This is a genomic window from Vibrio phycocola, assembly GCF_054404255.1.
The window spans coordinates 214,423-235,765 of the sequence record NZ_JBTAMQ010000002.1 but is presented as its reverse complement, the minus strand read 5'-3'; the positions used below and the strand labels follow the sequence as shown (position 1 = coordinate 235,765).

Genomic DNA, 21,343 nt, shown 5'->3' with positions numbered 1-21,343 from the left:
ACCAACTCGTTGAGCAAGAAAATGAGTTTTTCGGTTATGGTGAATGGGGTTGGTAAAAATTAGTATCGCGTTGTTGATTTTGGAATAGAGCGGTTTAAATACCCTCTGCTACTGTTTTTAGAGAAAAAAGCCTCTAAACCCAATACGATGCCGGGGTTGAATTGGTAGTCAAATTCTCTCGGCCATTCTAGTTGAGGTGAGAGAGAGAAAAACAGCCAGTCTTTATAGATCGACTTATGCCATGTCGCTGTTAACCAATAATTGGAGATAGGGTCGTCATCCTTAGGGCTTGCGCTGATGCCCATCGAATATTCCATTAATCCTTCGGGGCCCATTTTGTCGTAATAAGTAAGTTGAGAAAGTAATTCCCATCCTCTATCTTCGTAAAGGTATTGGCCACTGATGCCATATTTAAAAAAGTTATCATTATTCTCGAAAGCATCATAATAAAACTCCAACTCACTTTTGTAGCCAGTACCGATGGAATGATAATGGAAAACCTGCTGCTTAACCCGGAATGTTTGTTCATCATTAATATCAACAACTCGCCATAGCTGCGCACGCGTAAAAGGATCCAAAGAAGCGCGAAGCTTAACGCCTAAATCTAAGTTTGTTCTCCAATGCTTGAACAACTTCTCTTCAAGTCGGATACCGCCTATTGAGCCCTTGGTTGGGTTCTCAACGCCTACGGATTCTAGTCCCCGTTGTTTAGCTTCTAACGTGTCATAATCATTGGGGTCGGTTTCAAATATGATTTTCCAGTTTTTTCTTACATTAGGAAGGTGGAGGCGAGCATTAATGCGCTCTTTAGGGTCGAAGTAACCAAGGTGAGAATATTCTGCTTTGAGCTTAATTTTTAGGTGACTTTTATTTAGTTCATCCGCATCAGATTCCGCGTCAGATTTTGTCAACTTGTGGTCGACATAAATACCAACGTTGTTGATGGTTTCAGCAAGATATTGCTCTGTCTTATCGAACCATACGCTTTTGGGTTGATCAACGATTTCGGGGGCGTCTTGCTGGTCGGTTTGGGTTAATTGTTCGGCTTGCTCACCACTGGCAACCATATTACCTAACTGACTAGTCGCATGTGCGTTAAATGAACAAAACGCAATGATGGCGAAACCTTTTAACATTGCCAAGTGCTTAATTTTTAACTGAGAAAAGTGGTTTCTGTATATCAACACTTAATAACATCCTGTTTAGTCCTTAAGCGAGTATAGAAGAATTTAATTGAGTTTTTAATAGAATATTCAACAAATTAATAAAAATTGGGATACATGTTGAGGCTTATGGAGGGGAGAGGTAGAGCTTGGCACTATTCAAGCCCTCTTGGCCTGTTTTTTGTGTCGTTTATATTGGCTCGTTTTTCTAGTAGTAAAATAAGAAATATGTTACATATTATTAGGTTAAGTATGAGCACCATTGGGATAACGTGCCAAAATTGAAAGATGTTTTATGTTGGCTCGTTTTTCTGGTAGTAAATTGGTGCGAGTTTGAAATTTATTCAATATAAAACAGGTGCTTGTTGGTCTATTCGGCTATAAAGTAAGCCTGTAAAAACGAGACAGCATATTATTAACAATGTTATATGCTATTCAAAGAGTTGGAGTTTTCAATTGGAATATAATCAAACGAGTCAGACTACAGACCGAATCGTAGGTGTTGGAAATAGATTGATATCAGCGATAGAGTTGCAAGCTAATAATCAAAAAGAGCACCAAAAAGCAGTAGAGGAAAGTTCTAAATCACAAAATAAGCATCAGAGATCTATAGTTGCTCTAACTGTTGTAATTGCACTATCTACAGTTATTTATACTGGCGTAACTGTTTGGTCTACTTTGCTATTACATAATGAAGTAACAACAGAGCAAACCATAAGTGAAAACTAAGGCTTAGTGTTTTTCGCATATAACAAGTTGCTCAAAAGGACAAAAAACAGTTGGCTTTTTGCTCCTTCGTCGCTGATTTTAGCCAACAATTTTTTGCCTCTTAGCAAGGCGTTAGCACTATTTAACATAATTTAATTTTTTGGAGAATGAAATGAAAACCTTTCCCTTTTTAGCTAAAGTCGCGGGCCTAATATGGCTATTAGCTGGAAGCATTATACTGATCACAATGTTCTATATGCTATCCAAACTAAATGGAGGAGTTGAAAGCTTAATAATAGTTGGAGTTAGCGCATTCTTCTTGTTGGGGTTTGCAATCCCAGGCTATAGGGTGCTAGCAAATAAAGCTGATGGTTTAGCAAAACAATCAATAGCAGTATGTATATTGAGTTTTGGGGTTGTATTTACACAACAATTGCCAAACGACCAATTTGTAGTGTTTGGGTTGTTATTTTTTTCTGGTGTCATTGGACTGGTTGGTAATAAAAAATACAAATCGTCAATCATGAAACATGAACACCAAGTGTCTGAAGAGCCCGAGGCTTAAGTGCTAACAAGAGTTTTTAAGTCGGAAAAATTACAGTTGACCATCGCTTCGCGAGTTTAGCCAACTCCAATTTTCCGCTTAAAACGGCATTATGTGCTAGTACTTGATGTTAGTTTTGTTGCTCAATTAAAGGAATAAAGATGTTCGCTGTTGTTTTAGAGTTTGATGTCATTGAGGGGATGGAAAATCAATTTAGGAAAGCTTGGGTTGAAACTACTGAAATAATCTATCAAAACTTTGGAAGTTTAGGTTCTAGGTTGCATCAATCAGACAATGGGAAGTTTATAGCATATGCTCAGTGGCCTGACTTGAGTATTTATGAAAGTGTTCATCATTGGCCCTGTGACTCAAAAAATACTAGAGAAAAAATGAGGTCGTGCCTTAAAATTGGTAAGCCAACGGTACTGCATAAATTAACGTTAGATTCTGATTTACTAAAAGAAAAAACATTTATTAATTAGCAGAAAATTGAAAATTGAAAATTGAAAAGTGTCTATTTTATCGGGTGAAGATCTGTCTAGTCTTCCCTCGCTTTAGTAGACACCCCTCTTCGTGATACAAAATTTAGCACTAGCTTTAAGCTAACCCACGAAATGGCTTCGTGGGTAGCAACTTCTAACATCCCTAAAACAGCGGATTTATCTTACGTGATTTTCCTTGAGAATTCATAACCGACTGAAATATATCGTAGGCTTCTAGAACAACGGCTTTTTGGACATTATGACCAAATTTGAAATCCTGCCCATAGATCGTCTCATCCGGAAATTCACTGATTAATTGCAGCGGAACCGGACTGCTTTCTTCCTTTGAGACAATACAAGGAATATTGTTCAAAACCTTAATGCCACGATTCTGGGCATGGAAAGAGAACAAGTCGATTTGTCGCTGGTTAAATTCGACCAGTTGCGGAATCTCTGCTAGACGCTTGGTGAGTTGCCAAAGTAGCTCTCGACCACAATCTTGGTAAATTTCGTCATTAGAGTAGCGCAAAACAAGAAAAAAGCCTTTTGGCAGTGTCCACTTATCAAAACCGGCAGGAATATAGCCAGATAACGGGCGGACCCATTCATGACAAGGATAGCCATGAAGATTAATGTGAAGTTTTACCTGATTGTTTGCAAAAGCCCTTAATCGGATACTGTTTTCATACGCTTGCTCTTTAATGTGAGTATCTAAATCATTTCCCATCGCTGTGTAGCGCGCAGCGTGATGCATGTGATTTGGGTTAGTTTGAAGCAATCGAAGGAAGGTCTCGTAGCCGTCGGGATTTTCTAATGGTGAAACAAGAAAGTGAGCGGTTGGCCGCGTTGCCAATTGTTTTGCCGCTCTCAGTGCGCCAACGATGCCAGTGGTTTCGTTGGCATGTTGACCACCACTTACCATAACCGGCAGTTCGCTTCCATAATGATAAACCGCATTGATTGGACGGCCTGCTACAGACTGCGCAATGATTCGTTTCCCTTCAACTTCATCGAGAGTTAATGAAATTTGAGAAGACGACAATGGCCGTTGAGCGTACTCCAGCTCTTGCCATGGCATTTCCTGATTGCTCTGAGTGTAAGGATCAAGAGACATCTTAATATCATAGTCGCCTTGTTGGCTTACAATGTTCGGGATAACCTGCCCAAACCGAAAAGAGCGGTCGTGTGGGGCTTTTCCTGCTCGGTATTTAAACCACTCTTGAATGGTAAAGTAGAGGTCTTCATGGAGCGCTTCACTAAGGCTCACATGTTCGTGAACATAGGGCAGTTCTTCGTCAAACATTGGCCCCTGAACGTTGATATTGAGCTCTTCAAACAGTGAAGAACGCCATGAATGATGAGTGATTGCTTGTGTAATCGTCTCAAAAACCTGTTCATAATCGGTGACAATACTTTTGTCTGTGACTCGATTTCCTTGTGGATCGTTTATTCTTACCCAACCACTTGGTGACAGATGTCTATCACAAGTAATACTTTTGTTTACTGAGCTTGGCGCTAACACGTGATGCGTGAACTTCTCGCCAGTTTTCAAAACGACATCAATTTCGTAGGTCAGAGAACGAGCTCGGTTTTCAATTAAATTCACTCTATTTAATCCTAGAATTCCACCAAGAGGGTAACTTTCTAGGGCAAAGCGATTAGGTTGACAGTGGTCATTAACGGGATACCGGATATCCAGCTTTTCTAGGTTTCCTTCGTTGATGTCGAGCTCTTCCAAAACGAAGTGCAGTAATGGCTTATAAGCACTTCGTATTTTGGCATTGATACCCGCCATTTGAAGTTGCTTTTCTGCGCTTTGCCGACTTTTCTTGTCGTTAAATACCCAGAGCTCAATCTCATGACTCTGATACTCTGGCTGACTGTATTGTTGGACGAGCTCAGGCAATGTCGCCTTAATTTTGGTCGATAAAATCAGGCTCATCGCGACGTTTTTCCTGTTGGGTCTAAAGAATCACGAAGCCAGTCACCTAACAGATTCAAGCCCAATACGGTTAATAAAATCGCAAGCCCTGGGAATAAACTTACCCACCATGCGGTTTGAATATAAGTACGGCCATCGGCAAGCATGCCACCCCAACTTGGTGTCAATGGATCAACACCTAACCCGAGGAAGGTTAAACTACTTTCTAGTAAAATATTGTTCGCGACATTTAGCGTCATTAAAACAATTACAGGACCTAAAAGGTTTGGCAGAATGTGGCGAAATATAATCATAAAATCACTGACCCCAATCGCTTGAGCCGATTGAATGAACTCTCGGTCACGCAACGAAAGTACTGAGCCACGAACTAGGCGGGCATACTGTACCCATTGAGACACAATCAGCAGTATGATCATATTGGTAAGGCTACCGCCAACAATTGCGATAAAGGTAATTGCAAGAAGAATAAATGGTAGGGCAAGCTGAACGTCGGCAAAGCGCATAACGAACATCTCCCAGAACCCTCTGTAGTAGCCAGAAATTAGCCCCATGACGACGCCCAAGATCACAGCACCAACGACAGAAAGAAAACCAACTTGCAGGGAAACTGCGCCGCCTGCGACGACTCGCGCAAGTACATCTCGTCCAAGGGGATCAGTACCGAAAAGGTGTTCAGTGTGACTAAATGGCTCTAAAAGGCGAGCGGTAAGATTGATTTTGTCAGCCAATCCATCAAAGAGAAAATCGGAGCAGAGGACGAGCACGCACATTGATGCAGTGAGTGCAAAACCCAATACAAACTCAAGACTTTTGAAGACAGAAAAATTGATGCTAGATGCCTTATCAGAGGCCGTTGTTACTTTTGACATGGTCACTACTCCGTTCTGATTCGAGGGTCGATAAGTCCGTAGGCAATATCAACAAGAAGGTTTACACCGACGATAAGCATGGAAAGAATCGTAATTACTGCTTGTAATACGGGGTAGTCACGAGAACTGACCGCTTCAAATGCTAATGTGCCTAGCCCTGGCCAGTTAAATACGCGCTCAATGATGACAATGCCTCCCAGTAAACCGCCAAATTGCAGGCCAAAGTAGGTAATAAGTGGGATGGCACAATTTCTTAGCGCGTGTTTATAGAGAACCGTATTTTCACTTAGGCCTTTCGCTCGGGCGACCATAACGTATTGCGATTGCAATGTTTCCAACATCGCCGTACGAACCAATCTGACATTGGTGGCTGTTAGGATGATGCCCATAGTGAAAGCCGGCATTAAAAAGCTCGTCCAATCAGACATACCGCTCGGCGGAAGCCATTGCAGCGTGATTGAGAACAGTAGCACCAGCATTAGCGCTAACCAGAAGTTTGGAAATGACAGACCAATCAGAGATAAAATTCGGATGGTTTGGTCAACCCAGGTATTACGTTTGATGGCAGCCTTGATCCCAAGGGGAATCGAAAGAAGGATAGAGACAATCATGACCGCGAAAGCAAGAAAAACAGTTGCAGGAACCGACGTCGCAATCAGCTGAGAAACCGGCGTACCTCCCATAAAACTTTTTCCAAAATCACCAACAAATAGTCCTTGGATAAATTCGATATATTGAACAGTAAAGGGTTTGTTGATGCCTAACGCTTCGCGAATATTGACCAAATCTGCTTCAGTCACACTGCCAGCACCTTGTGTCAGCATCAATGCTGGATCACCGGTTAAACGGATGGCAAATGCCACAAGCAGCGTCACTGAAAACAGGACAAAGATGGCTTGAATTAAGCGCTTAAATAAAAATTGAGCCATAGATTAATTCCTTTGGGAAAGAAGGCACGGCAATCCATACCGCGCCTGTAAATCGGTCGTTGTGGTGGTTATTCAACCGTCACTTCATTAAACAGCAGGCGGTTATCCGCAGCTGGTGTGAAGTTCTTAACTTTTTTGGACACACCATAAATGGCATTTAGGCTGTACAACGGCATTTCTAGAGCATGATCAACAGTGTATTTAGCGATCGATTTGAGCATGACTTCACGCTCAGTCTGATCACTGATGGTGCGTTGTTTCTCGAGTAATGCATCCAATTCTGGGTTGTTGTCATATGGGTTCCACTTCTCGCCGCTGTGATACATAAAGTACGCGGTATTATCGTAGTCCAGTGTCCATCCTCCCCAAGCTTGCTGGAACATCGCTCCCGTTTTACCTTGTGGAACAATTTCATTGATGAATATGTTCGTTTCGTAAGGTTTGATGCTCGCATCTAATCCAATTATTTGTAGATAACTTGCAATCGCTTGAGAGACTTCGTTAAATGTTGCATTGCCACCGCGAATATCGATTTGCACTTTCGAACCGCTTGGAACACCAGCGTCTTTCAGCAACTGTTTTGCTTTTTCTGGATCATATGGCAGTGGCTTAAGTTCAGGATCGTTACCAAACGAGATTCGGCTTTGGAAGCTATTAATTGGTTCCGCTTGGCCACCCAGTATCGCGTCAATAATCGTCTGTCTGTCGACACCGTAGATCATTGCTTTACGTACGCGTTCATCGGCAGTAATGCCATGTTGGGTATTAAACCGAAGGGCATAAACTGAAGGACTGGTTGTCGTACTAACCGCAAGCGAGTCGTCTTGCTCAATAGTTGGAAGCATTGAGATCGGAATGATTGGCGGTACGACCATATCAACTCGGCCTGATTGAAGTTCGGCTACCGCGGTAGAGGGCTCTGCAATAAAGCGATAGTTAAGTGCGTCTAACTTTGGAGCGCCACGCCAATGCTGTGCAAATGGTTTTAACGCAACACTGACTTTTGGCTCGTAGGATTCAAGACTAAACGCGCCTGTCCCAACGGGATGTGCATTAAAGTACTCTTCACCTTTCTCGGAGATATACTTAGGTGGGACAATCATCGCACCGTAACCTGATAATTTGGTTAATAAAACAGGATCAGGCTGATGAAGATGAAAGTCCACAGTATAGGTATCTATGGTTTCGATACTTTCAATGGCCGCATAGTTTGAACGTTGTGGACCTTTCTTACCTTCTTCACCCAGTAGACGTTCAAATGTGAATTTTACTGAGTCTGCATTAAACGCTTCACCATTGTGAAAGGTGACGCCTTCTCGAAGGGAAAATCGAATACGTTTGCCCTCATCGAGTACTTCCCATTTTGTGGCTAACCCAGGTTTGAGTTCAAGGTCTGTATCACGGTATGTCAGACCGTCAAAGATATTGGTAGCAACGGTAGACCAAGCGATAAGATACGTATCAATAGGATCCCAACTTCCAGGATCTTGAGACGAAGCCACGGTGAGAGTTCCCGCTGAAGCTGTCGATGCGATTGAAATTGACGTCGCCAATAGAAGCGGTTTAATGAGTTTTTTGTGAATACTAAATGTCGTCATAGATTGGATCTCCATTTCCGTTGTAGTTTGTATTGCTGTTTAGTAATCTTGCGCGACAAAGTGTCCCGCTTGATGTTGTTTGTAGGTATGAGCTTCTGGTTCATTGCCGACTTTACGTACCGGGCTAGGAATCTCACCTGTGATTTGAAAGTGATTACGAGCTCGATTGGGGTCTGCCACTGGGACGGCATTGAGTAACTTTTTGGTGTAAGGGTGTTGTGGCGTTTCCAATATTTGTTGTCGGCTGCCAATTTCTGCAATTTGACCCAGATAAAGAACCGCTACACGGTGACTCATCTTTTCCACGACGGCCATATCATGACTGATAAACAGTAAGGCAATTCCTTGCTCGGCTTGCAGCTCCATCAATAAGTTGATGATTTGAGCCTGAACGGTCACATCAAGAGCAGAGAGTGCTTCATCGGCAATGATCAGTTTTGGGTTACAGGCTAGGGCTCGTGCAATGCAAATCCGTTGCCTTTGACCACCAGAAAACTCATGAGGATAACGGCTAGCATGTTCCGCACTTAACCCAACACGCTCTAGCAGTTCTGATACTCGCTTTTTAACCTCAGATGATCGATGCATGATCTTATGAGTGTATATAGGTTCAGCTATTGAAAACCCAACGGTTTTTCTAGGATCGAGTGATGCAAATGGGTCCTGAAAGATGTATTGGATTTCTTGCTTCAATTGTTTTTTACGGGCTCTAGTGAGATGACGCATTAAACGCCCTTTGTAGTAAATGTCGCCTTCGGATAGCGCTTGAAGTTGCTGGATACTGCGTCCAATGGTTGATTTGCCAGAGCCGGACTCCCCAACCAACGCAAGAGTTTCTCCGGGGTAAATACTGAAATTCACTTTTTCAACAGCATGAATGCGGTGGGTCACTCCTTTTAAAAAGTGTCTGTTGATATCAAATCGAACGGCAATATCCTCAACGGTGAGCAGAGGGTCGACATCGTAGTTAGCCGTATTCTGAATTTGCTCTTCGCCGATAATTTTAGGTGTGTCACCATCCATAACCGCGACTTGGAAGCGTTTTGGGTATTGCTCTCCTGTCATTTCTCCCAGCCTAGGAACCGCAGCGAGTAGCGTTTGTGTGTAAGGGTGTTGAGGGTTGTTAAAAATGGATTGAACCGAACCTTCTTCGACTTTTTTGCCTTTCCACATCACCACGACATCATCAGCAATTTCGGCTACGACACCCATATCGTGAGTGATAAAAATAACCGCCATATCGAGTTCTTTTTGTAGATCCGAAATAATAGCTAAAATCTGAGCTTGAATAGTAACGTCCAGTGCGGTGGTCGGTTCATCTGCAATCAGCAATTTAGGACGGCATGCAAGAGCCATCGCAATCATGACTCGCTGCCTCATTCCTCCGGATAACTGGTGAGGGTAACGAGTGAGCATTTGATTCGCATTAGGCAGTCTAACCATTTCAAGTAATCGTTGGCTGTCTTTTAAAGCTTCTGCTTTGCTCTTGCCTTCGTGTAACTGGATAACTTCGCTGATTTGGTCGCCAATGGTGTATACCGGATTTAGAGACGTCATTGGCTCCTGAAAGATCATCGCAATATCGTTGCCTCTGATATGGCGCATGTCGTCTTGGGAGAGAGATAAAAGGTCGGATGTACCGTTGTCTGAGTTGAACAGTATGCGTCCGCTAGAGTAGGTAGCTCCAGAGATATCCGCTAATCTCATAATTGACTGAGAAGTAACAGATTTACCAGAGCCAGACTCACCTACAATGGCGAGTGTACGGCCTGACATCACAGAGAAATCGAGGTTGTCTACGACCGTTGATTGACCGAATTTAACCGACAAATTGTCGACGGTAAGAGTTGGAGAGGTGCTGCATTCCATTACAAACGTCCTTTTCAAAGTGTTAGCTGTTGCTGAGGTTATTACTGCTACAGAACAGGTCCTTTTTGTTCTTGATTGCTGCTTGAGCAAAACGGCATGAGTAAGTCTTTCGCCTATAACCATCATCCATAAATTAAGCATGATATCTACTTATAATATTGTATCACCGATAACCTAATGTTATTCTTTGGGAATGAAATTTAGACAAATAGAAGCGTTCCGTTACATCATGCTACGCGGGACAACAGCGGCTGCAGCCGTAGAAATGCATGTAACCCAGCCAGCTGTCAGCCGTTTGATCAAGGATTTAGAAAGCTCGTTAGGCTTTATGTTGTTTGAACGTAGAGGCAATCGGCTGAACCCAACTCTTGAGGCGAGTGAGTTTTTCAAGTCGGTTGAAGAGAGTTTTCTTGGGCTAGAAAAACTCGAATTTTCTGCGCAAAAAATCCGTAGCCGAGAACCGAAAGAGATAACCATAGCAAGTACATCGGCTGTGGCGAGTTCGATATTGCCTCTTGCAGTGAAAGAGCATAAAAAATATTACCCAGAAGAACGTTTCTCAATCTACACCAACTCTGTATCGGAAATTGTTGCCAAGCTACAGTCAAACTCTATTGATCTGGCTGTTGGCCTTGTGGTTCCAGATTTGCCAGGGATAGAGCAAGAAGTCATTGGGCACGCGCGTTATGTGTTTGCCGCACCTTATGTTCATCCCCTTGCCACGAAAGAGGTGATCTGTGTTGAGGACCTCGTTGGGGAGTCGGTTCTCACGGTTGTCGATTCCACATCAGATTACTGGAGTAAGTTGCATAAAATACTTGAGCCTATACAACCCACTTTGACTCAACATATCTCCATTGATACATCACACACCGCTTATTCTATGATTGCGACCGGGCTTGCTGTCGGTGTTTTGGAGCCTTTTGCAGCGAAAGTATGGGAAGGGTGTGGTGTTGTGACGCGTCCGTTTGAGCCTGCCATTACATACCCTTATGGATTGGCATATCCTACCCACACTCGACATCGTCATTCTTTGAATAAATTTATTGATTCGCTACGAACTGCAGCCGAAACCATGTGCGAATTTACCCGCTAGTCGTTTGAGATACTTTCCAACTCCTTTCTTACCCAGTCAATCCTAATTGGCTTAGTGTATAACATCCATTAATTCTCCATACCACTTTATGAGTAGACGTGATAGTGAATATCAGGATGATTATACACATTATTGCCGGATGGGATCGATCTATCTGGCTGGTCACTTTAAGGAGTAGAACAATGATCGACTTATGGCCCTTGATTGGTGTAGTCATTATTACAATTGGTTTTGCATTTAGATTAAATACGTTGCTTGTTATATTGGTTGCCGGCTTTGCGACCGGGTTTGTCGCCAAATTAGATGTCATCGAAATTTTATCTATATTAGGTTCGTCGTTTACTAAGAACCGCTACATGTCTTTGTTTATTCTCGTGTTGCCGATGATAGGTTTGTTGGAAAGCTACGGTCTTAGAGAGCGGGCCGAGATACTCATTTCATCGATGCGCAAGGCGACCGTCACTAAAGTTACTCTAAGCTACCTTTTACTGAGAAAAATCACTGTCGCGATTGGTTTGAACCTGGGAGGACACCCTTCAATGATTAGACCTTTAGTTGCTCCTATGGCCGAATCAGCGGCAACGCAAGACAATAAAAACCTTTCAGAAAGCAAACGCATGAGGATCAGAGCTCTTTCTGCTATCAGTGAAAACTTCGGCAACTTTTTTAGTCAGCTCATATTCATTGGCAGTGGTGGTTTACTTCTTATCAAAGGGGTATTAAGTGACAGTGGGTATCCGTTAGAGATCAACGAAATGTATTTTTGGGCGATACCAACAGCCATTGCGTCGATTATCGTATTCTCTGTATTTGCCCATTTAGAAGTGAAACGTATTCAGAAAACAGAAACGAAATCGGAGGATAAATAATGCTCGAGTATATTTATCAAGCCGTTGGCCTACTGATTATTGTCTTTTCAGTTCAAACTTTTCTAGATAAAACCAATCAAAAACGCATCGGTACAGGTCTTTTTTGGTTAATTTACGGCTCTTCATTGTGTTTTGGTAAGGTTCTTCCAGATTGGTTGGTTGGGCTCATGATTCTGGTTCTTACTCTGCTGGTTACTTTTAAGATGATGGGAAGCAGTAACAGAGGAAAAGTTGATGTAAAACTGCGTAAGCAAAGAGCAGAAACATTAAAAAATCGTCTATTCCTACCTGCATTAGTCATACCTGTCATTACCATTTCTTGGTCGAAAATGACAGGCACCAGCACTTTAATTGGTCTAGGTATTAGCTTCGGTATCGCCTTATTGGTCGCGTTATTCATTACAAGAGGTAAAGCAACTCAAAGCATAAATGAAGGGCGTCATTTAATCGATTCCATTGGCTGGGCAGTGATTCTCCCTCAATTTTTAGCGGCACTTGGTTATCTGTTTGGTGAAGCGGGTGTTGGAGATACGGTCTCGCAGATTGTGAAAGAGGTAGTACCGAACAACAGTACCTTTGCCTATGTAGTCTGTTATACCTTTGGGATGGCCCTGTTCACGGTCGTTATGGGAAATGCTTTCGCCGCATTTTCAGTGATTACGACTGGTATCGCAGTACCATTGCTGATTATGGAACAATCAGGAAATCCTGCAATTATTGGTGTTATTGGCATGCTTTCAGGTTATTGCGGCACCTTAATGACCCCAATGGCCGCGAACTTTAATATTGTTCCTGCTGCATTACTTGAGCTAAAGAATAAAAACCAGATTATCTATATGCAGTTGCTGCCAGCCTTATGCATGTTGACCATCAATACTTTCCTTATTTACTTTTTAGCGTTCTGAGAAGCATTATGAAAAAGATACTAATCACAGGTTTTGAACCGTTTGGTGACGAAAAAGTAAACCCAGCATTGGAAGCGGTGCGCCGTTTGGAATCACATGTATTGAATGGGGCTAAGATCATTAGCTGTTCGGTACCTGTGGTACATCAAAAATCAATCGATGTGGTGATTGAGGCGATTGAAAAGCACCAACCTGATTATGTAATGACAATCGGTCAAGCAGGGGGACGTACGGCGATTACGCCTGAGCGCGTTGCCGTCAATATTGATGACTTCAGAATCCCAGATAATGAAGGCAATCAGGTTGTCGATAAGCCAATCGTTGCTCAAGGGCCTGCTGCTTATTTCTCGACCCTGCCGATTAAAGCAATGGTTGATGCAATTCGGGAAAAAGGCATACCTGCGTATGTTTCTGAAAGTGCAGGAACTTATGTTTGTAATCATCTATTTTATGGCGTCCAGCATTTTCTTAATGACCAAGGAATACCACACGGTTTTGTGCATATTCCTTTGATTGCGGAACAGGCAATAAAAGAGAATAAACCGAGTCTATCGTTGGATCTTATCGTTGAAGGGTTAGCATGTGCTGCTCAGGTGATCGTGGATAGTGATGGTGATCGAGAGGGTAGGGCTTCGTAGCGATTTTATTGTACTGTCCTTCATTAAGGATATAAGCTGGCATTCTGAGTTGGCGCTCTAATAGGTTGCTGACTCGTGAATGTCTGAGTGTGTCTTTTAAAAGTGAGGCCGAGAATATCTCCTTTCCTGTTTTCTTTTCTTTAAGTTCAACGTGAATCTTAAATGGTTCGCGTGATATTTTGTTCCAAATTTCTACCTTTTATTCTTAGTAATCAATCTGTCAAGTAGCCTTGTACTCTAGATTATTATCACATTTGCATATTCTTAATGATGAAGTTACTCAAAAATAGAGCTAGTATCCTAATAGACGTTAATATTAGTGGTAAGAATGCAATCTCATAGTTAATAGCAGTGCTAAATGGAATAGGGCTCATTGAATGGAATCAAGTAATGCCACATATTTTTTTGAATCGGTTCTCAATTCATTACCAGAACAATTGGCAGTTATTGATGGAGAGGGGCGAATTGTATTTGTAAACCAAAGCTGGATTAATTTCTCATCTCTCAATGGAGGGGGAACGATTGAGTGGACGAATGTTAATTATTTAGAATGCTGCACATCATCTCAAGTCGATAGTGATTTCACTAAGGTAGCCAAAGGAATAAAAGCAATTATCACCACAAATGAAGGCACCTTCACTTATGAATATCCCTGCCATAGTCCGACCGAACAGAGGTGGTTCATTATGAGAATGTCGCCGCTCAACTGGGAAGGTTCACCTTATTTTGTTGTGACTCATCAAGATATCACACAGAGAAAACTCGCTGAGCAAAAAGCGGAAGCGCTTGCTTTGGAAGATGCATTAACTGGAATTGCAAATCGACGTAAGTTTACTGAATTTTCTGATGAGCAGTGGCGTTTTAATATGAGAGAGAAAACACCGCTAGCTGTTGCGATAATCGATATTGATTATTTTAAAAGCCTAAACGACACATATGGGCATGCCTTCGGTGATGAGTGCTTAGTTAAACTGGGCGCGATTCTTAAAGAAATGGTTCGACGTCCAAATGAATTATGTGCCCGTTTAGGTGGTGATGAGTTTATTATCATTTTTGGTAATACAACCTTGCTTCAAGCTAGGCAGCGCACTGAGCAGATATTAAGCTGTATTAATGCGATATCGTTAAATCATAACTCAGATTTTGACTATTCTTTCGCTTTGAAAGTGAGTATAGGCTGTGCGTCGCTCGTTCCCACTCAAGAGACTTCATTAGAAAACTTGATTAATAAAGCTGATATTAACTTATATCGGGCGAAGCAGAGCGGAAGAAATAAGTTTGTGAGTTGAGCTATCTAAAATTTATGTTCACTAACATTCGACACCATGTGGCTTATTTTCCTAACAATTGGTTGCATTAGTTGGATAAGGACATGATTTTGAAACGCTTAGTGATGCTTGTCTTAAATATCACTGATAATCTCAATATCGCATTTAATACGTATTCTTTGAATTGCTATGTGTTAAATAATCATGGTGTTTGATAACATTTACCAGATTAATCGTTAGTCGGTATTTAGAGCTAGCTGTTAGCGCCATAAATGAATAATAAATTAAGGAAATCAAAACAATGAGAAAATTTGTAATATTAGCGTTGTCTGCCCTCATGCTTCTTTCATCAAATGCTTTTGCAAGAAATGATGTGAAGGAGTATCCACTCAAGGCGGCTATGGAATCTGCAAATGCTGAGGCGAAATTGGGTTCAGATATTTCTTTTTATTTTGGTGACCAACGCCATGGTAAGATCAAACAGAATTTTGGTGAATTTAAAACCAATAAAAAAACCAATGCCTTTAATAAATCAGATAGCGAGGCTTGTAATTGGGCATTCCTTTCAGCAATGATTACTCTGAAAGATAGAGCATTAAAAGAAGGTGGGAATGCGGTTATAGAAATTAAATCGAACTATAAAAATAACCTTGTGTCCAGTTCTGAAACTTTCCAATGTGGAGCGGGAAATGTCATAGCTGGTGTTGCGTTGACAGGAAAAGTAGTGACGCTTAAGTAATGTATACCTTGCTAGAATTTAAAAAACTCTAGCCTAAGAGTCATTGAATTCTAAATAATGAGCCATAAATGCGAATCGCGTTTGTGGCTTTATTTTATGAATACTGCTTTACCCATAGTTTGGTGCTTGTTTGTAAGCGCTTAACTTCGATTCCCAGAGTAATCGATCGTATTACTATCCACGATTCAAAAGTGAGAAAGACAAAACAAACAAGGCATTAACTTTTTTAACAACGAAAATATGGAGCGATAAGTGTATACTCTTTTTTTTCAAAAAAATGCCAGAAGGAATTACTATGAAAGCGGTTAATCTTGGTCTCGTACTTATCTTGTCATTGTTTGTTGGACTGACAACTGTACCTACAGATGCTTATGCAGCATCAACGAAAGAAACGGCAGAGAAAAAACTCCAATCAACGGAAAAGAGCACCAAATCCTCGACAAAAAGTACTAAATCTACGACAAAAAGTACGAGCTCGAATAAATCGACAAACTCACCAAAAAAGAGTACGAAATCTACAATTAAATCTACTGCTTCGAAGTCACCAAAAAAAGCACCATCAAAACCTATTAATATAAATACTGCGAATGAAGCATTATTAATTCAACTTCCTGGTGTTGGACCTGCGACTGCTAAGGCCATTATTAAACATCGTAAGGCTAATGGTAAATTCAAGAAAGCGAATGACTTACTCAATGTAAAAGGCATTGGTGACAAAACATTTAAGAAAATGAAGTCATATGTAAAAATTTAGAGTATTCGCACTGGTATTACGTTGATTGATATTATGCATTCTTGTTTTTCGAGCAATGAGTGTTTATCCATTTCAGCGTGATTTTCTAAATTATTTCGTTACATTTTATATTATAATGCCTTAATATTAACGATATAAATCATGGGTAAGAGAGTAGAGTTATGGATTTTAAACAAACGTATATGTATTTCTTTGCATGGGCTGCTTTTCTGGGATTAGTTGCACCATTTACCGTTCTATTTCTCGCTATAACCAGTTAATAGCGCGTGTTTCTGATGGCAACAATATTGCTATCGAATAACGACATAATGCGTCCAAATGGGCGCATTTTTTATTTCTCTTGAGCCGTTTAGCCGTGTAAATGTCTTTACTTCAAGATATCTGATGGAATCGACGAAGAACTCTGATAAAATATTTGAACTTCTTCATGTTTAAAAAGGTTCCACAATGCGCGTACTATTGGTCGCTTTACTCTCTGCTCTTACATCACTGTCGTCTTTTGCGGCTGATTTACCCGACCTTAAAGGAAAGGAAATACATGCAGTTACGGAAAATGCATACACACCTCTGAATTTTACCGATCCAAAAACAGGCAAAGGTGTTGGCTGGGAGTACGATGCATTCAACGAGATCGCAAAGCGTTTAAATGCGAAAGTGGTCTGGAATTTGAGCAGTTGGGAAACCATGATTCAAGCGGTTCGTACTGGTCAATATGATGTCGGTATGGACGGTATTACGATCAATGAAGAGCGCAAAAGCCAAATCGACTTTTCTGATTCATACATGGTTTCACAACAATTTATGTTAGTACGAGCTGATGAAGCTGGTTTTACCGACGCAAAAACATTTGCAGAGAACGATAAAAACCTAGTGGGAGCTCAACCAGCAACAACAAACTTCTATGTTGCGGTATACGATATACTTGATGGTAATGAAGCTAACTCAAGAATTAAACTATTTGAAACCTTTGGTGCATCAGTTCAAGCGCTGATCTCTGGTGACGTTGATACGGTACTGATGGATGCGACTTCTGCACAAGGTTACATTGGAGCAAACCCAGGTAAATTGAAGGTTATCGGTGACGCACTGGGTACAGAAGAGTTTGGATTTATTTTCACACCGGGTTCCGATCTTGTTGAACCTGTAAATGCGGCTATTGCATCGATGAAAGAAGATGGCACGCTAGAGCGTCTAAATCAGAAATGGTTTTTTGACTACAACCAATAATTGCTGTTCGCTTTATAGGTTGAATTTACCAATATGAGACAGACTAAACCTTCAGGGTTTTCACGCCTGCCATGGTGGCTGCTCACGGCCACCTTATTATGTATTTTATTTGCTTGGCAGATGGTTGCGGATGAAGGGTATCGAACCATTCTCTCGGCACTATTTGATGGCGTTGGGGTTACGTTATTCGTTTCTTTGGTCGCGTTTGCGTTAGCAACACTGCTTGGGCTTGTGTTTGCTATCATGCGGGTATCTAACCATCGTGTTGTTCGTGAAGTTGCCACCTTCTATATTGAAGTTGTACGAGGTATTCCAATGCTCGTACTGCTGTTTTATATTGCCTTCGTTGGAGCCCCGCAGTTAGTTGGTTTTGCGAACTGGCTGTTTACTTATCCTATTGAATGGCAATGGCTGTCATCGTTTACGGTCCGTGACTTTGATTTTACGTGGCGGGCTATTTTTGCCTTAATGATTGGCTATAGTGCTTTTATTGCTGAAATTTTCCGAGCGGGAATCGAAGCCGTAAGTCGTGGGCAAGTTGAAGCGGCGCAAGCATTGGGGTTGTCACGTTGGCAGGCGTTTCGTCTTGTGGTGTGGCCTCAAGCATTTCGTACGATTCTACCTCCATTGGGTAATGACTTTGTGGCGATGATTAAAGACTCGGCACTAGTGAGTGCATTGGGTGTTCAAGATATTACCCAGCTGGGTAAAGTCTATTCGTCCTCAACTTTCTTATTTTTTGAAACCTATAACATGGTCGCTTTTTTGTACTTAGTGATGACCATAATGTTGTCGCTGATGGTCAAATGGCTTGAACATTGGTTGAAAGTAGAACGGTAATTGTTTTATTCGTATTAATGAGTTAGCTGGCTTAAACAGAACAGCCACACTGTATTGATAACAGTGTGGCTGTTTTTTTAGGTTACTTGGGTATAGAAATTAGGCTACTTCGTTTAATTCTGCATTCCCCAGAAATTCCGCTTCCATCGCTCCATCAAATGGTTTGTTATAACGATCTATGTAGTCACTAATAAATTGTTCGTCAAGAGACGCTTGAACGTAAATCGCTTGCTGAACCCTCTCCCCAATCACTGAAGCAAAGCGATGTTGCACTCCACTTTCTCCCGATTCGAATGTGGCAACACGATCAATGTTCACGCCCATTTTTTCACGCAACTGTTGGGCAAGTTCATATGCAGAAAGTGTTGATTCAATACGATATAAGTAGCCATCTTCGATTTTCTGGCGAGCCCAGTAATCTTGCTCATTAAAATCGACAGTCGTGCGAGAAATAAACACGGCGGTACTGTGATAATAGCATGGCTCAATTTTAACCGGAGTGTGTTTGAACTCTGGCTGACCAGAAAAATTATCGGTATGTGGGGCAATTAAATCACAAGGTTTTGAGTTTTTTGCTGTGGTATTGTTCCAATGTATTGGCATAAAGAGCTGATTTGGTAACACATCTTCGGTCAGTTCTGCTCTCGCCACACACAAACCCTGCTGATTCGATATCTCAACAATCTGGCGGTCTTTTATCCCAAACTTTTTCGCGCTATCTGGGTGAATCTGTACATATGGCTCAGATTTATGGTCACCAAGTCTTGCTGACAGTCCCGTCCTCGACATGGTATGCCACTGATCTCGAGCTCGGCCACTATTGAGCAATAGTGAGTGCTCGGCACTGGTGCTAGCAATTGGTGCTGAGTGCTTAACAGATATAAAGTTAGCTTTGCGATCGGCAGTAAAAAACTGTCCGTCACTAAATAAGCGTTGATTGACAATGTCAGTTTGTAGCTCGGTGACTGGCCACTGTTGTGGGGACAATTGGCTATAACCTTTGTCATCTAATTGCGTTAAGCCAATCAACGAGAAATCGCGTTCTCCTTGGGTATTTCCATGTGCTGAAAGCTGAGCGTATTCGCGGAAAACCTCGCCTTCGTGACGAAAGTTAAAGGCATCGGTGAACCCCATTTTTTGGCCAACTTGACTGATGATCCACCAATCTGGTTTTGCCATACCTGGGCTTGGCATCAGCTTACGTTGGCGCGAGATTCGTCGTTCTGAATTAGTAACAGTGCCGGATTTTTCGCTCCACCCTTGGGCGGGCAATACGAGATCGGCCAAGCGCGTGGTTTCGGTATCTGCAATACAGTCAGATACCACTACAAATGGGCAGGTTTCTAACGCTTGTCGTATTTTGTCGGTATTCGGTAAGCTGACCATCGGATTGGTTGCCATTACCCATACGGCTTTGATTTTGCCTTCGGCCATTGCATCAAACATATCAACGGCTTTTAAACCTGCTGAGGTAGCGAGATTCTCTGTACCCCAAAACTCACTGATCAGATCAAGATGGTGTGGGTTTTCGAATTCCATGTGCGAGGCAAGTGTGTTTGCGAGTGCGCCCACTTCACGACCGCCCATCGCATTCGGTTGACCTGTAATTGAGAATGGTCCCATGCCTTCTTTACCGATCTTCGCGGTGGCAAGGTGACAATTAATAATGCTGTTTACTTTATCGGATCCCGTGCTTGATTGATTCACTCCTTGTGAATACACAGTAATGACTTTATCTGTGTTGGCAAAACTGTGATAGAAACTTTCCAACTGCTCACTTGAAAGTCCGGTAATGGTTTCAATATCAGATTCTTGTTTTGCAGACTCCAGTGCCTGATCGAAATTGTTGGTATAAGAGTCAATATAGTCTTGATCAAGGTGATTGTTATCTGCGAGGTAATTGAGTAAGCCATTAAACAGGGCGACATCAGAGCCTGAATTTAAAGCTAGATGATCGTCGGCAATCGCACAGGTATCAGTAGCACGAGGATCAACGACAATCACTTTTAAGTTTGGATTGGCTTGCTTTGCACTACGAAGCCGTTGGAAGATAACAGGGTGACACCAAGCGAGATTTGAACCAACCAAAATTACGAGATCAGATTGTTCCATATCTTCGTAACACACTGGTACGGTATCCGACCCGAAGGCGCGTTTGTATCCCACAACCGCCGACGCCATACAAAGGCGAGAATTACTATCAATGTTAGCTGTACCCATAAACCCTTTTGTAAGTTTATTGGCGAGGTAATAGTCTTCAGTTAGCAGTTGGCCCGATACATAGAATGCGACAGAGTCGGGTCCGTGTTCTTCTATAGTTTTAGAGAATTTATCCGCGACCATTTGTGTCGCTTCATCCCAGCCTAGATCTCTACCACCTGAAACACTGTAATCAATAGGTGAGAGCAGGCGTCCATCATGGATCACGGTATCACCTAGAGCAATGCCTTTAGTGCATAATTTTCCGTAGTTTGCAGGGTGGCTTTTATCACCTCTGATCTCCAACTCACCGGACATTTTCGGGCGGGCTTCAACACCACATCCTACTCCACAATAGGCGCATGTTGTTTTGATCCATCCATCGTTTGATTGTGTCACGGCTCAACTCCAAATTTCTTAAACTATTACTAATAAGTGGTATGTAGCAACTTATGAACCAACTTGGTATAAATTTGAAAGTATAATATTTTTATTAGTTAAAACAGATAGTTAAATATTGATCTACCCCTAAAGTGGTAGGTGGTATTTTGCTATATTACCCATATTAGTTACTGCATTTGCACCATTAGTGAGTTGTTTGCACTATCAAGGCTCATTTTTAGGTAACTTTGCTTTCAATTTTCACTGGTTCTTACTTTTTATTTTTAAAGGTTTTGAGTTATCTATTTGTTAAATAAGTTAAT

At 41.8% G+C, this 21,343-nt stretch carries 19 protein-coding genes; 12 read left to right on the top strand and 7 right to left on the bottom strand.

Features of this window, described 5'->3' with window-relative positions; translation table 11 throughout:
* Positions 1-59: 59 nt before the first annotated feature.
* On the bottom strand, positions 60-1,187 hold the full coding sequence (locus ACXJY6_RS04655; protein WP_458767554.1) for a hypothetical protein: 1,128 nt from the start codon (positions 1,185-1,187) through the stop codon (positions 60-62).
* Between the two features lie 432 nt (positions 1,188-1,619).
* Between ACXJY6_RS04655 and ACXJY6_RS04650 the strand changes: the two genes are divergently transcribed.
* The 3 genes from ACXJY6_RS04650 (at position 1,620) to ACXJY6_RS04640 (ending at position 2,897) form a co-directional block, all read left to right on the top strand.
* Positions 1,620-1,892, top strand: a complete 273-nt coding sequence (locus ACXJY6_RS04650; protein WP_458767553.1) for a hypothetical protein — start codon at positions 1,620-1,622, stop codon at positions 1,890-1,892.
* A gap of 151 nt (positions 1,893-2,043) precedes the next feature.
* A complete protein-coding gene (locus tag ACXJY6_RS04645) occupies positions 2,044-2,436 on the top strand; it encodes a hypothetical protein (protein WP_458767552.1) in 393 nt (130 codons plus the stop codon).
* Positions 2,437-2,576: 140 nt separating this feature from the next.
* Positions 2,577-2,897: an antibiotic biosynthesis monooxygenase family protein gene (locus ACXJY6_RS04640; protein ID WP_458767551.1), complete on the top strand. Its 321-nt coding sequence runs from the start codon at positions 2,577-2,579 to the stop codon at positions 2,895-2,897.
* A gap of 163 nt (positions 2,898-3,060) precedes the next feature.
* Here the strand turns inward: ACXJY6_RS04640 and ACXJY6_RS04635 are convergent, their stop codons facing one another.
* The 5 genes from ACXJY6_RS04635 to ACXJY6_RS04615 all read right to left on the bottom strand — a co-directional run bounded on the left by ACXJY6_RS04635 (position 3,061) and on the right by ACXJY6_RS04615 (position 10,104).
* The gene (locus ACXJY6_RS04635; RefSeq protein WP_458767550.1) at positions 3,061-4,839 is read right to left on the bottom strand and encodes a M14 family zinc carboxypeptidase; all 1,779 of its coding nucleotides are present in this window, start codon (positions 4,837-4,839) and stop codon (positions 3,061-3,063) included.
* Positions 4,836-5,708 (bottom strand): ABC transporter permease, encoded by an 873-nt coding sequence (locus ACXJY6_RS04630; protein ID WP_458767549.1) that lies wholly within the window; start codon positions 5,706-5,708, stop codon positions 4,836-4,838. Before ACXJY6_RS04630 ends, ACXJY6_RS04635 begins: the two co-directional genes overlap by 4 nt.
* Before the next feature lie 5 nt (positions 5,709-5,713).
* Positions 5,714-6,637: an ABC transporter permease gene (locus ACXJY6_RS04625; RefSeq protein ID WP_458767548.1), complete on the bottom strand. Its 924-nt coding sequence runs from the start codon at positions 6,635-6,637 to the stop codon at positions 5,714-5,716.
* Between the two features lie 68 nt (positions 6,638-6,705).
* A complete protein-coding gene (locus tag ACXJY6_RS04620; RefSeq protein ID WP_458767547.1) occupies positions 6,706-8,235 on the bottom strand; it encodes an ABC transporter substrate-binding protein in 1,530 nt (509 codons plus the stop codon).
* 39 nt (positions 8,236-8,274) lie between these two features.
* The gene (locus ACXJY6_RS04615; RefSeq protein ID WP_458767546.1) at positions 8,275-10,104 is read right to left on the bottom strand and encodes an ABC transporter ATP-binding protein; all 1,830 of its coding nucleotides are present in this window, start codon (positions 10,102-10,104) and stop codon (positions 8,275-8,277) included.
* Between the two features lie 193 nt (positions 10,105-10,297).
* On the opposite strand from ACXJY6_RS04615, the gene ACXJY6_RS04610 reads away from it, so the two are divergent.
* From ACXJY6_RS04610 to ACXJY6_RS04570, 9 genes are all read left to right on the top strand, one after another.
* The gene (locus ACXJY6_RS04610; protein ID WP_458767545.1) at positions 10,298-11,200 is read left to right on the top strand and encodes a LysR family transcriptional regulator; all 903 of its coding nucleotides are present in this window, start codon (positions 10,298-10,300) and stop codon (positions 11,198-11,200) included.
* Between the two features lie 182 nt (positions 11,201-11,382).
* Positions 11,383-12,069, top strand: a complete 687-nt coding sequence (locus ACXJY6_RS04605) for a DUF969 domain-containing protein (protein ID WP_458767544.1) — start codon at positions 11,383-11,385, stop codon at positions 12,067-12,069.
* Complete coding sequence (locus tag ACXJY6_RS04600; protein ID WP_456051784.1) at positions 12,069-12,974, top strand: DUF979 domain-containing protein; 906 nt, start codon at positions 12,069-12,071, stop codon at positions 12,972-12,974. The genes ACXJY6_RS04605 and ACXJY6_RS04600 overlap by 1 nt, the downstream gene beginning before the upstream one ends.
* An 8-nt stretch (positions 12,975-12,982) precedes the next feature.
* Positions 12,983-13,612, top strand: coding sequence for a pyroglutamyl-peptidase I (gene pcp / locus ACXJY6_RS04595; RefSeq protein ID WP_458767543.1), 630 nt, complete (start codon positions 12,983-12,985; stop codon positions 13,610-13,612).
* Between the two features lie 377 nt (positions 13,613-13,989).
* The gene (locus ACXJY6_RS04590; RefSeq protein ID WP_456051786.1) at positions 13,990-14,901 is read left to right on the top strand and encodes a GGDEF domain-containing protein; all 912 of its coding nucleotides are present in this window, start codon (positions 13,990-13,992) and stop codon (positions 14,899-14,901) included.
* A gap of 280 nt (positions 14,902-15,181) precedes the next feature.
* Positions 15,182-15,619: an excinuclease gene (locus tag ACXJY6_RS04585; RefSeq protein ID WP_456051980.1), complete on the top strand. Its 438-nt coding sequence runs from the start codon at positions 15,182-15,184 to the stop codon at positions 15,617-15,619.
* 295 nt (positions 15,620-15,914) lie between these two features.
* Positions 15,915-16,373 carry a ComEA family DNA-binding protein gene (locus ACXJY6_RS04580; protein ID WP_458767542.1) on the top strand — a complete coding sequence of 153 codons (459 nt, stop codon included), beginning with the start codon at positions 15,915-15,917 and terminating at the stop codon, positions 16,371-16,373.
* Between the two features lie 447 nt (positions 16,374-16,820).
* Entirely contained in the window at positions 16,821-17,600 is a 780-nt protein-coding gene (locus ACXJY6_RS04575) for a transporter substrate-binding domain-containing protein (protein WP_458767541.1), read from the top strand.
* Between the two features lie 33 nt (positions 17,601-17,633).
* Positions 17,634-18,440, top strand: a complete 807-nt coding sequence (locus ACXJY6_RS04570; RefSeq protein ID WP_456051789.1) for an amino acid ABC transporter permease — start codon at positions 17,634-17,636, stop codon at positions 18,438-18,440.
* A 99-nt stretch (positions 18,441-18,539) separates the two neighbouring features.
* Here ACXJY6_RS04570 and ACXJY6_RS04565 read toward each other — a convergent pair whose 3' ends face one another.
* Positions 18,540-21,038, bottom strand: coding sequence for a molybdopterin oxidoreductase family protein (locus tag ACXJY6_RS04565; RefSeq protein ID WP_458767540.1), 2,499 nt, complete (start codon positions 21,036-21,038; stop codon positions 18,540-18,542).
* Positions 21,039-21,343: the final 305 nt, after the last annotated feature.

Excerpts from the sequence above, each read along its gene's own strand:
- ACXJY6_RS04645 (WP_458767552.1), top strand. The coding sequence starts at position 2,044 with ATGAAAACCTTTCCCTTTTTAGCTAAAGTCGCGGGCCTAATATGGCTA.
- ACXJY6_RS04640 (WP_458767551.1), top strand. The coding sequence starts at position 2,577 with ATGTTCGCTGTTGTTTTAGAGTTTGATGTCATTGAGGGGATGGAAAAT.
- ACXJY6_RS04635 (WP_458767550.1), bottom strand. The coding sequence starts at position 4,839 with ATGAGCCTGATTTTATCGACCAAAATTAAGGCGACATTGCCTGAGCTC.
- ACXJY6_RS04630 (WP_458767549.1), bottom strand. The coding sequence starts at position 5,708 with ATGTCAAAAGTAACAACGGCCTCTGATAAGGCATCTAGCATCAATTTT.
- ACXJY6_RS04625 (WP_458767548.1), bottom strand. The coding sequence starts at position 6,637 with ATGGCTCAATTTTTATTTAAGCGCTTAATTCAAGCCATCTTTGTCCTG.
- ACXJY6_RS04620 (WP_458767547.1), bottom strand. The coding sequence starts at position 8,235 with ATGACGACATTTAGTATTCACAAAAAACTCATTAAACCGCTTCTATTG.
- ACXJY6_RS04615 (WP_458767546.1), bottom strand. The coding sequence starts at position 10,104 with ATGGAATGCAGCACCTCTCCAACTCTTACCGTCGACAATTTGTCGGTT.
- ACXJY6_RS04610 (WP_458767545.1), top strand. The coding sequence starts at position 10,298 with ATGAAATTTAGACAAATAGAAGCGTTCCGTTACATCATGCTACGCGGG.
- ACXJY6_RS04605 (WP_458767544.1), top strand. The coding sequence starts at position 11,383 with ATGATCGACTTATGGCCCTTGATTGGTGTAGTCATTATTACAATTGGT.
- ACXJY6_RS04600 (WP_456051784.1), top strand. The coding sequence starts at position 12,069 with ATGCTCGAGTATATTTATCAAGCCGTTGGCCTACTGATTATTGTCTTT.
- pcp (WP_458767543.1), top strand. The coding sequence starts at position 12,983 with ATGAAAAAGATACTAATCACAGGTTTTGAACCGTTTGGTGACGAAAAA.
- ACXJY6_RS04590 (WP_456051786.1), top strand. The coding sequence starts at position 13,990 with ATGGAATCAAGTAATGCCACATATTTTTTTGAATCGGTTCTCAATTCA.
- ACXJY6_RS04585 (WP_456051980.1), top strand. The coding sequence starts at position 15,182 with ATGAGAAAATTTGTAATATTAGCGTTGTCTGCCCTCATGCTTCTTTCA.
- ACXJY6_RS04580 (WP_458767542.1), top strand. The coding sequence starts at position 15,915 with ATGAAAGCGGTTAATCTTGGTCTCGTACTTATCTTGTCATTGTTTGTT.
- ACXJY6_RS04575 (WP_458767541.1), top strand. The coding sequence starts at position 16,821 with ATGCGCGTACTATTGGTCGCTTTACTCTCTGCTCTTACATCACTGTCG.
- ACXJY6_RS04570 (WP_456051789.1), top strand. The coding sequence starts at position 17,634 with ATGAGACAGACTAAACCTTCAGGGTTTTCACGCCTGCCATGGTGGCTG.